This window comes from Peredibacter sp. HCB2-198 (assembly GCF_045999315.1).
Taxonomy (GTDB): Bacteria; Bdellovibrionota; Bacteriovoracia; order Bacteriovoracales; family Bacteriovoracaceae; genus Peredibacter.
Genome location: NZ_CP174607.1, coordinates 1730539 through 1743897 on the forward strand (window position 1 = coordinate 1730539; position 13359 = coordinate 1743897).

Here is a 13359-nt window from a genome sequence, read left to right on the forward strand (position 1 = left end):
TATTATGATCAGTTTGCTGATTGCATCTGCATGTCAGCCCGTTGATATGGTGAAGAACTTTGGTGGCAACATTGTCGTGAATATTAAGGGCAATAAACCTGTTGTTACGAAAGTTAAAATTGAAAATGATCAGCTCATTATTACTGGATCAAATCTTCAAGAAGTAAATCTCGCCAAAATTGAAGGCGATACCAATCATACTTTTACAATTGAATCTAAGTCTTCTAATCAACTTATTTTGAACGCCAAAAGTGCTTTGACTCTGCTTGCTCATAAGTCCATGAGTTTGATTGTTTCTAATGCCTATGGTGCCGCCACTTTTCCGATTAGTTTTGAACTACAAGATGGACAGGTTACTTCACCCAAGCTTCATCACATGGGAGCGAGTACCGGTCAGTTCTTACAGTTCAATGGAACAACTTGGGTTCCAGGTTCAATTTCTACCTCCCAGGTCTTTGCTGGTGGTTACGATGCGGCCAGTGATACACCTGACATTTCAAGTTTAGGTGGTGCTACGGGAACGTATTATATCGTGACCGTTGCTGGGTCTCAGAATTTAGGTTCAGGTATCATTTCGCTCGATGTGGGCGACTGGGTGATCTTTAATGGTACAACCTGGGAACGTCTGGCAGTTGGAACGAACACGGTTTCTCGTTTCAATAATCGTACTGGTCTAGTTGTTCCCATGACTGGTGATTACACATGGGACATGCTCACCAAAACGGCCGGCAAGCTTACAGGATCAACCGTTTCTGAAATTGAAGACGTGGATATCGCGGGAATTCAAGACGGCGATATTTTGCAGTGGAATCAGACGAACTCAAAGTGGGAAGTGATTCCTCTGCCAACACTTTCTCTTTCCGCAGGCTCTGTCACAAATACTCATATTGCTAACGGATCTATTGATTCAACAAAGATCAGCGATGGTAGTATTGTTAATGCTGATATCTCTGCGGCCGCAGCAATTGATCAGTCTAAAATTAACGGACTTGCAGCTTCGTTTACCGCGAAACAAGATTTCATTGCTACCGGAGCAAACAATCAATACTGGAGAGGGGACAAGAGTTGGCAGACCCTCAATACAGCTGCAGTCACAGAATCTACAAATCTCTATTTCACCGAGCCCCGTGTATTAGGTACAGATCTCGCAGGCTACTCAGCAGCTCCAGGAGTGATCACTGCTGCAGATACTGTTCTTACGGCCATTCAAAAACTAAGTGGAAACTTGGGCTCTGCTATTACATCTCAAGGCAATTATGTTTTGAAAGGTGGGGACACCCTGAGTGGTCCACTTGCCATGGGAAATAATAGAATCAGTGGTCTAGCAGATCCAACTGCTGATGATCATGCGGCCAATAAACTTTATGTGGACACAAAGTTTAATGGAGTGAGCTCGAGTCAGTGGATTACTTCCGGCAGTGACATTTATTATACTACTGGAAAAATTGGTATTGGAACTTCGACTCCCCTGACCGCTGTTCATGCAGTAGGAACTGGGGGGATATTTCGTGGCGATTTTTATAACGACACCAATTCTGGTGCAGATTTCATGGGAAGGAAAGCACGAGGTACTGTCGCAACTCCTGCGGCCGTTCAAACAGGTGATAGACTGACAGGTCTTTATGGGGCCGGTTATAATGATGCTGGTTGGGCCTCCACTAATTCTGTGGCGATCCAACTTTATGCTGCTGAACCATATACGACAACTGCTCAAGGTAGTTTCATTACTTTTGATACAACTACCATTGGAACCACTGCACGTGCTCAAAGAATGAGAATTGATTCAAACGGTAATGTTGGAATCGGAACTTCGACTCCAACTGAAAAATTGGAAGTTGCAGGGAATATTGCGCTTACTGGTAAAGCGCGCATGAAATCAAATACGGCCAATTATGTTGAGCTCCAAGCTCCCGCCGGGCTTTCAACTACACTTACTTTCAATCTTCCGGCCTCATATGGAAATAATAACGAAGTCCTCACAACTGACGGCGCAGGAAATTTATCATGGGCCACTATGGCAGGCGGAGGAGCTGGTTCAATTGGTTCATCGGAAATCGCTGATGGTTCCATTACTAACGCTGACATCTCTGCCACTGCAGCGATTGATCAGACGAAAATTAATGGTCTAGCGGCCTCATTTACAGCAAAGCAAGATTTCATCAATGCCGGAACCAACTTGCAATACTGGCGAGGGGACAAGAGCTGGCAAACACTTAACACCACTGTCGTTCCTGAAGGGACAAATGAGTATTTTACACCTGCAAAGGTTCTGAGCACATTGATGAGTGGTTATGCGACGGGATCTGCTTTAACCGTTAACGTTACCGATACAGTCAGTCAGGCGATTGGAAAACTTGAAGGCCAAATCGCCGCAAATAAAACAGCATTTGATAGTTCAGGCGTCTGGAGCAAGAACGGAACTGATCTTTATTATAACGGTGGGTATGTGGGCGTAGGGACGAGCACTCCTCAATCTCGTTTGGATATTGATGGATCTATTCGAACAAGTCGAGCGACCGATAACAGCACCTCTCGGAATATTTCTCTTCAGGTCGCTACGGACACTAACAACGCAGGAAACGGATTTGCCAATGGTGATTCTGTTTTAGTTTTAGATGGTGGAGCGAACACTGGCTCCAATACTTTACATCTATTCGGTATAGGTGCACGAACACTCAATTTGGACATACTGGATGGCAATCTTCTCGTAGATGAAGGAAAGGTCGGAATTGGGACTACGAATCCAATATTCCCATTAGAAATCAAAATGGTGGGTTCAAGTTTTCAAACTCGACTTCATTCGGTTGGGCAGATGTCCGGGATGATGATGAGATCTGAAAATAGTGCGGCCGCAATACCAAATCGCTCGTGGAGTATTATCAATGCCAACGAATACGGAAATGTTAACCGAACGGGTCTGGAGATCGTTCAATATACTGATGATGATAATGACGATACCTTATGCGAACCCGGAGAAGTCTGTCGTACAGAGCTGGCAATTAATAAAGAAGGAAAGGTAGGGATTGGTACAAACGCCCCAACTGCCAAGCTTCATATCACTGGGACCGCTGGAACAGATGGAATTCGTTTTCCTGATAATACACTTCAAACTTCATCAGCATCTGGGCCTATTTTTTCCGCTACAAATGCCACCACATCACCAACAACAAGCAATAGAAAAGTCCTTTTTGAAACAGAAAACTTTGATACAGATAACAGCTGGGATACTACAACGAGTAGACTGCAGCCTACTAAGGCGGGCTATTATCAAATCAATGTTGCTTTAAATTTGAGTCAGGTTGGTAATGGTGGAAGTACAATCGGAGTACAATTACATAAGAATGGCACTATCGTACATGCAATAAATCATTTAATTAACTATACGGCGAGCTTTACTCAAGCTCTTCAAATTCATACGATCGTCTATTTTAATGGAACGACTGATTACGCTGAAGTATTTTACGGAACGAACAATACAACCAATAATGCCACCATAGGTGTGGCCGCCGGCCATATTTCGGGAAACTGGCTTCGTCCTTAAAGATTTTCAATAATCGAGAAAAATTCCGGAACCGTTTGCGAAAGAATCAGACTTCTTCTTAATGGCTCAGACCCCTCAATCCCTTCCAACATAAATCTTGAAACAGACTTACTCTGCTTCAACAATCCACGCATTGAGATGTTCTCTGACTCCAGGAGAGTTCTATACTCATGGAAGAAGTGTTTGATCTTCGCAAAGGTTTCTTCTTTGGTGGGTTCAAAATAGCCACGGCGATAATCTTGCGCAATCCACGGGGCCTTAAGAGCACCACGTGCTATCATCACACCATGGCAACCAGTCTCTTTTAACATGCGATCAATGTCTGATGTTTTCCAAATGTCACCATTACCAATGACAGGAACTTGAGAAAGTTCAACCGCTCTTTGAATGAACTCCCAACGAGCAGGGGCCTTGTACATATCATCACGAGTGCGTCCATGAACGGTGATCATTTCCACACCTTCATCGTTGAGCATCTTGATGGAATCTTCAAAACCATTAGTGTCTGAATACCCAATACGAATCTTCGCGGTAAAACGACCGGTATAGTTCTGGCGAATAGAACGAACGAGTCCTCTTAACGAAACAAGATCCGTGAGAAGAAATGATCCTCCACGATTTTTACAGACCGTAGGAGAAGGACAACCAATGTTCATGTCCATCCACGGGATCTGAAGATCTTCCACTTGCTTCACCATCTCAACCGTAAAGGCCTTATGAGAAGTAAGGATCTGAAACATCGTCTTATCTTGAATCCAAGGGATTTCGAAAAGATCTTTCCCGAAGTGCTTGATGAGATGCTTGTTAGGATATCTTCCTGCAGATGGAACTCGTAAAAAGTCACAAGCGAGTACGTCCCACTCTGGATAAAGTTTTTGAATGGTCTTACGAAATGAATCATCCGTAATGCCTTCCATCGGAGCGAAGAAGAGGGAACCGTAAGGAACAGGGGCCAGTTTTCTCATCGCCACTCTTCCTCTTTCCAAATTCCGTAAGCGAGCATCACAGTTAAAAGAACTAATTTGAAAACATCAGTGCCAATATAAAGCCTGTGATAAAACTGGTGGGCCTGCTGTAGATCAGGATATTCAGCAACGCCAGTGAGACCCATAAGATCAGTGGTCTTCCACAGCTCTGTGATCTCAATCAATTTTGGAGTCAGAAACGTAAAGTAAGTCATGGCAATGAACCATGCCACAATACTCATGATTAAAATTGGAAGTGCCTTTTTATTTTTGGTCACTTGATAGGCAAGAAGAGCAACTAAAACTGAACCAACGAAAACTTCGAGGTTGTTGAGCTTAGAAAAAACCGCAATGCCTAAATCGCCGGCCTTAAAAAAAATATCAATGGTTTTAAATACCGTAGGAATGATGAAGAAATCTACCAATACAGTCCAACCCCACCACAAACTAGTGAGGACTAAAAACTTAGCATAAATGAGACGGCGAATGGTCATGACATGGGAGTATCAAACTAACTTAAAACCGTCATCACCAACTTACGAGGCGTGGCATTCTTTCTAAACTCACAGAGGTAAATTCCCTGCCAGGTGCCGAGGTTGAGCTTCCCATTGGTAATAGGAATGGTGACGGAACTACCAACTAACAAAGACTTAATATGGGCGGGCATATCGTCGGGACCTTCTACCGTATGCTGGTAGAAAGGTTGATTTTCCGGGGCAAGTTCATCAAAGCTTCGGTCCATATCATGGCGAACAGTTTGGTCGGCATTTTCATTGACCGCTAATCCGGCCGAGGTATGCAGAATAAACACATGAAGAAGACCAGCATCAGGGAGAGTTCCCACAGCTTTGAGGACTTCGTCAGTGATGATGTGGAAACCTTTTTTAAATACTGGAAGAGTAAGAAAGGATTGTTTGGTCATAAAAAAAGGCCCCTTATAGGGGCCTTATCGGAATTAATCTTCAGCACCTTTATCAGGATCCATCTGAGACTGCATATAATTCTGAACGCCAACGGCCTTAATAAGGTCACGTTGAGTTTCAAGCCAGTCAATGTGATGTTCTTCTGACTTAAGGATGGAAAGGAAAAGATCACGAGTAGCGTAGTCGTGTTCAGACTCAGCTTGCTGGATACATTTTTTTAGATGAGGAACTGCTTCATACTCAACTTCAAGGTCAGCATTGATCACTTCAACAATGTCAGTACCAACACGAAGTTTATTAAGCTTTTGAAGGTTAGGAAGACCTTCTAAGAATAGAATACGCTTGATCACCATATCAGCGTGCTTCATTTCATCAATTGAGGCCGCATATTCTAGTTTTCCAATTCTCTCGAGGCCCCAGTTCTGAAGCATACGAGCATGTAGGAAATATTGGTTAATGGCCGTTAGTTCTTTCGTAAGAACCGAATTAAGAGCGTCAATAATTGCAGGAGAACCTTTCATAATCACCTCGAAGAGTTGTAATTAATTTCATTGTAGAAGAGGTGATTTGAAGAATCAAAAAAGTTCAACAGACCTAAGCTTTGTTTGAACTATCCTTCATTTCGTAGGGTGATTTAGCGCTGTGTTCGAGTAGGGTAGTAACAGCATCTTCAACGCAGGTTCCGCAGTCAGATCCAACGCCGAGGGCCTTCAAAATGTCTTTGGGATTATTTGAGTTCCGAGACGTAATTGCGTCTTGGATTTGCTTTTCAGTGATGCCTTTACAGATACAAACGTACATAATGCGTGCGCCTTCCTATTGACCGCAGTATACACATGTTCGGCATATCTAACAATTGTATTAGCAAATATTTATTCGTTTGATTGTTTAAACGTGATTTCGCAGGGTTACTGCTCAGACCGAAGCCTTTCAATCAGGCGGAACATGCCTAGCGTGGACATAGACCACTTAAGTTTATCGGTCAGGATGGCCTCATGGAGCTCATCCAGGGTGAATTCCTTAAGCCCCATAATGGTGTCCTCGCCATCTGGATTAGGAAGCTTAGAGTGGATCAAATTTCGTGCAATAAAGAAGTGCTGAGCGTGATTAATCGTACCCGAACCATGGAGGGTCATGAGTGGTTCAAGAACACCGGCCTTGTAACCAATCTCTTCCTGCATTTCACGTTGAGCGTTCTCTTCAGGAGTGCCTTTATCGTGCTCAAGAATTCCTGAGACGGGCTTAATTCTGAATGGTGGATTTTCGTGAGGTCGTTTTTCTTCCACTAAAATGATTTTGCCATCATTTGTAATAGGGAAAACGATCACGCCGTGTGGGAAGTAGGCCCGCTCCCAAACGATGCCGTTGATTTTCTCTTCGGTAACTCGAATGATCTGACCTTTATAAACTTCTTTTTCCATACTTCTCCAGGAGTGTTTCTACTGCTTTGCCGATTGAGGAATTAATTTCGTGTGCAGCATCTTCCACTTCGTTCCAACCAACATGAACGTCAATTTGTTTTAATTTTTCAATTTCGCTTAAAGCGCTTTTCGCTGTCACGATCTCATCTTTCATTCCGTGAATCGCTTCCATCGGAAAAGGAAGTGGTTCATGAATAAGAGTGGTTCTAAATTCACAACTAAGACCAATCACTAGTTCAGTTTCTTTGATTTCTTTTCCAACTAGGGGAGCAAGATATCCACCCTGAGAAAATCCAATAATGGTAAGTGGAAGTTTCTTAGGATTCTCCATTTCAAGTAGGTCACGAAGCCAAAACTTGGCGAGGTCTTGGTTCAAAAAATACTTCTGCTCAAACTTATCATAAAAGTACCAAGAGTGACCGTAACTCATGCGTCCTTCCTTCACCCTCGGGAGGGGAAAGGGACCATTTGGCGCGATGACCAGAGAGTTCTGAGGCAAATAGGGAAGTAACTTACGGAAAATACGCTTCCCTCGCTCCTGAAGTCCGTGCAAGAGCAGAAAAACCTGGGTTGGATTTTCCACTCTTCTAACTACTCCGTCCATCTGGGCGAAGGAGGTAAATTGCCAGCGCTGTTCTGAAGTTTCCTGTAAAATTTTCAAAAAGTTACCCTTAAAATCCAAAGCTGTTTAATCCACTATAAAATAGCGCCATTGGTTTAAGGAGTCTCTATGAAGTTTCGTAAGTTCACAATCTTTCCTACTAAGCCGGCGCAGGGCCAGGAAGCAGAAGAGATTGAAGTGTTATTTAATCTTGATCATATCATTTCGATTAAGCCCATTCGTATCTCAAGACCTGATAAGATCTTGAATGGCTTTTGGATCAGAACGACAAACGGCAAGAAATACCGTGCTTCAAAGATTCCTGATGAGCTTCTGAGCATTATCGGAGAGAAGTACCAAGGTCCAGTAAACCTGATGGTAGATTCTGACGAGCAACCTTTTCAATAAATATTTCTACAGTGACTTTGCCTCTCGCCGAAAAGATTGGTGAGAGGTAAACGTCATGATGAATCTGATTCAAAAATTTTTTAGCACTGATCGCTCTAACAAAGCTCAAATCCGTAAAAACTTCACCACATATTTTTATTCGCTACCGGAACATCAGTGGATCCTTGAAACTGATTGTCGTGGCCACTTTGATAAATTGTTCTCGCTTCTCCCATCAGGGATTCTTGAAGCGATGATGACAAAGTACCCAGTGGAATTCATACCAAGCTACGCCATGAAAGAGCATCACCGTAAGGGGATGGTTCTCGCTAATACCATTATAGTATTTCCTGAGTTTCAAAAGCTCCTGAAAAGCGATAAGCGCGCAGCGGTCGCTTATCTTGCCCATGAAGTTGCTTTCGTTCTTTATGAGCATGAAGGTAATAAAGATCATGATCCTCTGATGGCCGAAGTAGCGGCCGATAAATTCGTTTGTGATCTTGGGCTTACTTTTGAACTAGAAGACCTTCTTTTAATGTTAGATGAAACAATTGAAAAACGCCTTCGTCTGACTTACCTCACGATCAATCACTTTAAAGATAACTAGAACAATAAATCGAAACGGACTGGGATAATCGTAAAACCCAGTCCGTACTTCACGTCCTGATCATTAAAATCCTTTCCATGAGTTTTATAAAAAGCACGAACTTGTGGAGAAAATGATAGATTCTCAAAGCCCATCATCACGACTGGTATTCGTTTCCCAAAAAGTAATTCATAGATTTGATTTGTGTCATCCAATTCAATCGGGGCCTTCCCTTCAGCATCCGTAAAATCGTGCGATATCTCTTCAGCGCGGGAATTGTTGCTAGCACTCGCACCAATGTAGTAGGCGTTATGAATATCATCATGAAAGTTATAAAGAAGAAAAATCCCCAGCGTGTTGATTTCAGTTTCTTGAGAAGAAGTAGAACCGCCCCTGCGATGAAATTTATATTCAGTGTGAACGCCTTCATAGAAAGCACCAATTTGGAAGCGAGGATACAGACGATAAGCATAGTTGATGGCGAGATTACTTAAAAAGTAATCCACGCTTTTAAAAGGAGAGGAGGAACGAGTTTCCATTTTTTCCGCAGATCCGAGCCACCCTAAACCTTGGGAACCGAAGGTGATCATATGCCGCGGTTCGCGGGCCAGAAGAGGAAAGGAGAGTATCAGTAGTAAGACCAACCAAAACTTTTTCATCAAAGCTCCTTGGTCCTACTGGAATAAATGCTTTTTGCCAGGAAGTAACACTTCAGAGCTTAAAAATGTGCGAAGTAAAAAAGTCAGGAAAGAAACTCTTAAGAAATTTCCAGTTGAACTAAATTCGCAACCTTAGATAATGGATTAGATTGATTATTGTTTTTACAACTAAACCTTTAACAATGGAGTGAAGGAATGAAAAAACTATTAGTTGTTGTTGCGGTTGCTCTTATGACTTCTTCTGCTTTTGCTGCTAAATACGGCTCAGCTGGTTGTGGTCTTGGTTCTATGATTTTCGAAGGTGACCAAACTTGGTGGAAGCAGGTTCTAGCTGCTACAACAAACGGTACAGGTGTTCAAACTATCGGTATCACACTTGGTACTTCTAACTGTGATTCACCAGCTCCTCTAAAAGTTGGTCAAGCAGAAGCTTATGTTGAAGCTAACAAAGTTGCTCTTGCTAACGATATCGCTCGTGGTAACGGTGAAACAATCGTAGGTCTTTCTAAAGTTTACGGTTGTACAAACGCTGCTCAGTTCGGCCAAGCTCTGAAGTCTAACTATTCTACAATCTTTACTTCAGCTAACTCTACTTCTGCAGAAATCACTCACAACATCAACGGTGTTGCTGCTTCTACTTGTAATACTCAGATCTAATTTCTATAATGGGACCTGCACTTAAAAGCAGGTCCCATGTATTTCATTCTTCCTCTTTTATTCTCTACCGCGCTCTTTGCAGCACCTACACCAAAAGAACTGTCTCAAACTAAAAAGTGGCATAGACTTCTTCACTATAAGAAGACCTGGACGGGTTCTTATGAAAGTGAGGCCGACGGCGCGAAGTTCTTTTTGCACAAAGATGGTAAATCTAATCCTCAAAAGGAACTAGAAAAGGCCATCGAACTCTTCGGTGCTCCTGGTGCTCTTAATGACGATCATCCGATTTGTCGTTTTCCGCTTCGCTATAAGTGGTTGAACCAGCAGTTAGGGATGCCGTGGAAAGCGGACATCATGCAATGTAAGAACTATGTTGAGTTCTTTTCGAAGCTTGCAGCGAAACGGGCCTCAGTTGTGTTCTCATCTTACTATTTAGGAAGTCCGAACTCGGCCTTCGGTCATACTTTGCTTCGTTTGAGTCGTTATGATAATCCTCGCGAAACAGAAATGCTGGACTACGGGATTAACTACTCGGCCGTGGCCAATGAAAAGAATCCATTCTTATATGCTGTCAAAGGTCTCTTTGGTGGTTTTGAAGGGAAGTTCGCGGCGATTCCTTACTATTACAAGATTCGTGAGTACACCAACGTTGAGTTCCGTGACCTTTGGGCCTATGACTTAAAACTCACCATGCCTCAGGTGCTTGAGATGGTGGATCACGTGTGGGAATTGGGTGACACTTATTTTGATTATTTCTACTTTCATGAAAACTGCTCTTATCATCTTTTAAGCATCATTGAAGCTGCTGTGCCTGAGGCGAATCTAACGGATCAGTTTAACTGGTACACGATTCCGGCGGATACAGTTCGAATGCTTAAGAAAGAGGGTCTCATTGAAGAAGGTCAAAGACGTGAGTCAACTTATTCTAAACTCACCAGACTCTCATCCAATTTAAGTGATAAAAATTTAGAGTTATCAAAAGACATTGCTTCAAAGCCTGAGCAAACTCAGACTCTCGTAGCGGGCATGGACAATAAGAAGGCAGCGGACGTTTTAGATGTTTCGATTGAGGCCTTTGATTACTATAACTTTGAAAAAATTCTCCAAGATGATGCTAAGACCAAGGCCCAGAAAGAGCATATCCTATCGGCCCGTGCAAAAAATCCGGTGATCACTCATGATGAGATTGATCCCGCTGTCACTCGTAAAGATGATCCGGCCCTAAGTCATTCACCAACTCGTATGGTTTTGGCGGAAGGTTATACGGATCAAGTAGGAAAGTTCACTCGCTTTGAATTTCGTCCTGCGCTTCATGACGTGCTTGATCCAATTCCAGGCACCATGAATACCTCTCAAATTGAGATGGGGAAGTTGAATGTAAAACTACAAGATCGGTACTATAAGAGTCCTAAGTTTATTTTTCAGGACTTCACTATCTTCAATATTAAAAACTATCCGGAACAAAACTTCTGGGCCTCACCAACTTCTTGGGAAGTGGATTTAGGGGTCAAGCAGTTAAATCGTATTCAGTGTTTTGATTGTCCTGCTGCTTACGTCATGGGGTCGATTGGAAACAGTCTTCAGATTTCACGGGACAGACTTTTTATGTCGGTGCTCGTAAATGGTGAAATCGACATTCAGAATCAGTTTACGAACAATTACCGCTTTGGAATTGGGCCAAAATTATTTTCCCGATACCGTGCAACGGACGCATGGTTAGTAGGGCTCACAAGTTACTACCATTTTAATACCTATGAGCATAAAAAAATGTTTCAGGATTATGAATGGTATAACGAACTGGAACTTCGTCACCATCTGAGCGAGACGGTATCCTTAAGCTTAAAAGGCAACGGCTATGAGCAGGAGCGAGTATGGGTCACAGGTGGAGAGTTGGGCTTGCTGTATTTCTACTAATGTTAGAGACTGGTTGTATTATGGGAAAAATCCCTTCTGAATTCATCTCACTTTCTGAGGCCTGTCCGAATATCATTATTCAGAGTGATTACTCGACGGTGAAGAATTTCACTGGCGAGGTCGTTCCAGGTTATAAAAAAACTGCTGCTTATATGGCGAAGGCCCCTGCCCGGGCCTTAAGTGAAGTTCAAAAAGCTGCCTTAGGCCGTGGATATAATCTTAAAATCTTTGATGGCTATCGCCCAGTGAAGGCCGTGCAGTTTTTCCAAGAATGGGCGAAACGTCCGGAAACGAATCCGGAGATTAAGGCCCATTATTATCCTTCGTTCTCTCGCTTAGACCTTTTTGAGAAGGGCTTTATCGCTAAACAATCCAGTCACTCCCGTGGGGCCGCGGTCGATCTGACCTTAGTGGATCTTAAAACCGGTAAAGAACTCGATATGGGTTCACACTTTGATTTCTTTGATGAGCGATCAAATACCGATAGTAAAAACATCACGGAAGAGCAGAAAAAGAATCGTATGCTATTGAAAGAACTGATGGAAAGTAAGGGCTTTAAGAACTTTTCACAGGAATGGTGGCATTATTCTTTTAAACCTGAGCCACATCCTGAAGAGAGTTTCGACTTTGACGTCGAATAATTAATCGTAATTCAATTCGTATTGAGTATGAAGATTCCCTAGCTTCTTGTAGGAATTTCTCCAGTAGACCACTACGAGGTAAGGGCTGATGAGGAGCAGACTCAAGCGAGCGAGAATTTTCATATTCTTTCCTTTGCGTTCATTATGCCTGAGAATAAGTAAGAGAAATTTTCGGTTTAAGTTAACTCAGTTAAGATTTGATGAAGAGGAAATCCATGCGCGCTTGTATTTTTTTCTTGGCGATTTTATTCCTTCAGAGTTGTTCTCACGTTTTCTATCAGCCGTCACCACAACACTTTGTTGATCCGGCCCAATTTAAACTTAAGTATGAAGACGTGTACTTTAAAGCGAGCGACGGGACCAAACTTCATGGCTGGTTTTTTCCGGCCAGGACGGATAAACCGAAGGGGACCATTGTTCAGTTCCATGGGAACGCACAAAACATTTCTACCCATTTTTTCAGTCTTATCTGGGTGATAGAGAAAGGTTACAACCTTTTTACCTTTGATTACCGTGGTTATGCGAAGTCGGAAGGGAAGTCGTCACAGGCCGGAATCTATAAGGACGCACTGGCCGCTTTTGATAAGGCCCGGGAGTTTAACCAGAAGCACGGCAATGGAAAGTTTGTCATCTATGGCCAAAGTACTGGTGGCGCCATCTCTCTTCGCGCGATTCCAGACTATCAGCACTACGATGATATTTCTCTGATTGTCATGGATTCGGCCTTCTCGTCCTACCAAGATATTGCTTTTGATAAATTAAAGTCGCGATGGTTTTTGCTACCCATTAGCCCACTGGCCTATGTGCTCGTCTCTGATGCTTATGCGGCCGACAAAGTCTTCGATAAGATTACAAAACCCACACTCGTCATCGTTGGAATGAAAGATCAGGTGGTGCCTCCAAAATTTGGTAAGCAAATTTATAAAGGCATTGCGAGTAAAGAGAAGTGGCTATGGAAAATGCCAAATGGAACCCACATCGATGCTTATCATCATGATGGGAATATTTACCGCCAAAAGTTTTTGGACTTAGTTGATAGTGTTCCTCGGTAATTAGCACTATTT

General features: G+C 42.8%; 16 protein-coding genes. 7 read left to right on the forward strand and 9 right to left on the reverse strand.

The genetic code is table 11. The annotated features are described in order from the left end of the window. The first annotated feature begins 4 nt into the window (after positions 1-4). A complete protein-coding gene (locus tag ACJVC5_RS08580) occupies positions 5-3541 on the forward strand; it encodes a hypothetical protein (protein WP_408098960.1) in 3537 nt (1178 codons plus the stop codon). On the opposite strand, the gene ACJVC5_RS08585 is transcribed toward ACJVC5_RS08580, so the two are convergent. From ACJVC5_RS08585 to ACJVC5_RS08615, 7 genes are all read right to left on the reverse strand, one after another. Then, entirely contained in the window at positions 3538-4506 is a 969-nt protein-coding gene (locus ACJVC5_RS08585) for a tRNA dihydrouridine synthase (protein WP_408099229.1), read from the reverse strand. The two genes, ACJVC5_RS08580 and ACJVC5_RS08585, sit on opposite strands and share 4 nt — an antisense overlap. Continuing rightward, positions 4503-5000, reverse strand: coding sequence for a hypothetical protein (locus ACJVC5_RS08590; RefSeq protein ID WP_408098961.1), 498 nt, complete (start codon positions 4998-5000; stop codon positions 4503-4505). The genes ACJVC5_RS08585 and ACJVC5_RS08590 overlap by 4 nt, the downstream gene beginning before the upstream one ends. A gap of 17 nt (positions 5001-5017) precedes the next feature. Further along, entirely contained in the window at positions 5018-5428 is a 411-nt protein-coding gene (locus ACJVC5_RS08595; RefSeq protein ID WP_408098962.1) for a secondary thiamine-phosphate synthase enzyme YjbQ, read from the reverse strand. A 33-nt stretch (positions 5429-5461) separates the two neighbouring features. After that, entirely contained in the window at positions 5462-5950 is a 489-nt protein-coding gene (bfr, locus tag ACJVC5_RS08600; RefSeq protein WP_408098963.1) for a bacterioferritin, read from the reverse strand. A gap of 73 nt (positions 5951-6023) precedes the next feature. Further along, the gene (locus tag ACJVC5_RS08605; RefSeq protein WP_408098964.1) at positions 6024-6230 is read right to left on the reverse strand and encodes a (2Fe-2S)-binding protein; all 207 of its coding nucleotides are present in this window, start codon (positions 6228-6230) and stop codon (positions 6024-6026) included. 107 nt (positions 6231-6337) lie between these two features. Beyond that, positions 6338-6850: an NUDIX hydrolase gene (locus tag ACJVC5_RS08610; protein WP_408098966.1), complete on the reverse strand. Its 513-nt coding sequence runs from the start codon at positions 6848-6850 to the stop codon at positions 6338-6340. Continuing rightward, positions 6831-7454: an alpha/beta hydrolase gene (locus ACJVC5_RS08615; RefSeq protein WP_408099230.1), complete on the reverse strand. Its 624-nt coding sequence runs from the start codon at positions 7452-7454 to the stop codon at positions 6831-6833. Before ACJVC5_RS08615 ends, ACJVC5_RS08610 begins: the two co-directional genes overlap by 20 nt. Before the next feature lie 126 nt (positions 7455-7580). Here ACJVC5_RS08615 and ACJVC5_RS08620 point away from each other — a divergent pair, with 126 nt between their 5' ends. Together ACJVC5_RS08620 and ACJVC5_RS08625 are read left to right on the forward strand one after the other, a co-directional pair. Further along, positions 7581-7859: a hypothetical protein gene (locus tag ACJVC5_RS08620; RefSeq protein WP_408098967.1), complete on the forward strand. Its 279-nt coding sequence runs from the start codon at positions 7581-7583 to the stop codon at positions 7857-7859. Positions 7860-7914: 55 nt separating this feature from the next. Then, positions 7915-8445: a hypothetical protein gene (locus ACJVC5_RS08625; RefSeq protein WP_408098968.1), complete on the forward strand. Its 531-nt coding sequence runs from the start codon at positions 7915-7917 to the stop codon at positions 8443-8445. On the opposite strand, the gene ACJVC5_RS08630 is transcribed toward ACJVC5_RS08625, so the two are convergent. Next, a complete protein-coding gene (locus ACJVC5_RS08630; protein WP_408098969.1) occupies positions 8442-9083 on the reverse strand; it encodes a hypothetical protein in 642 nt (213 codons plus the stop codon). The genes ACJVC5_RS08625 and ACJVC5_RS08630 overlap by 4 nt on opposite strands. Before the next feature lie 195 nt (positions 9084-9278). Between ACJVC5_RS08630 and ACJVC5_RS08635 the strand changes: the two genes are divergently transcribed. From ACJVC5_RS08635 to ACJVC5_RS08645, 3 genes are read left to right on the forward strand one after another with little or no spacing between them, the layout of a single operon-like run. Continuing rightward, positions 9279-9740 (forward strand): DUF3015 family protein, encoded by a 462-nt coding sequence (locus tag ACJVC5_RS08635; RefSeq protein ID WP_408098970.1) that lies wholly within the window; start codon positions 9279-9281, stop codon positions 9738-9740. Positions 9741-9776: 36 nt separating this feature from the next. Next, a complete protein-coding gene (locus tag ACJVC5_RS08640; protein WP_408098971.1) occupies positions 9777-11654 on the forward strand; it encodes a DUF4105 domain-containing protein in 1878 nt (625 codons plus the stop codon). Next, complete coding sequence (locus ACJVC5_RS08645) at positions 11612-12295, forward strand: M15 family metallopeptidase (RefSeq protein WP_408098972.1); 684 nt, start codon at positions 11612-11614, stop codon at positions 12293-12295. The genes ACJVC5_RS08640 and ACJVC5_RS08645 overlap by 43 nt, the downstream gene beginning before the upstream one ends. Here ACJVC5_RS08645 and ACJVC5_RS08650 read toward each other — a convergent pair whose 3' ends face one another. Continuing rightward, the gene (locus tag ACJVC5_RS08650) at positions 12296-12418 is read right to left on the reverse strand and encodes a hypothetical protein (RefSeq protein ID WP_408098973.1); all 123 of its coding nucleotides are present in this window, start codon (positions 12416-12418) and stop codon (positions 12296-12298) included. It abuts the gene before it with no gap. Positions 12419-12510: 92 nt separating this feature from the next. Between ACJVC5_RS08650 and ACJVC5_RS08655 the strand changes: the two genes are divergently transcribed. Next, positions 12511-13347: an alpha/beta hydrolase gene (locus tag ACJVC5_RS08655; RefSeq protein WP_408098974.1), complete on the forward strand. Its 837-nt coding sequence runs from the start codon at positions 12511-12513 to the stop codon at positions 13345-13347. The last annotated feature ends 12 nt before the right edge of the window (positions 13348-13359 follow it).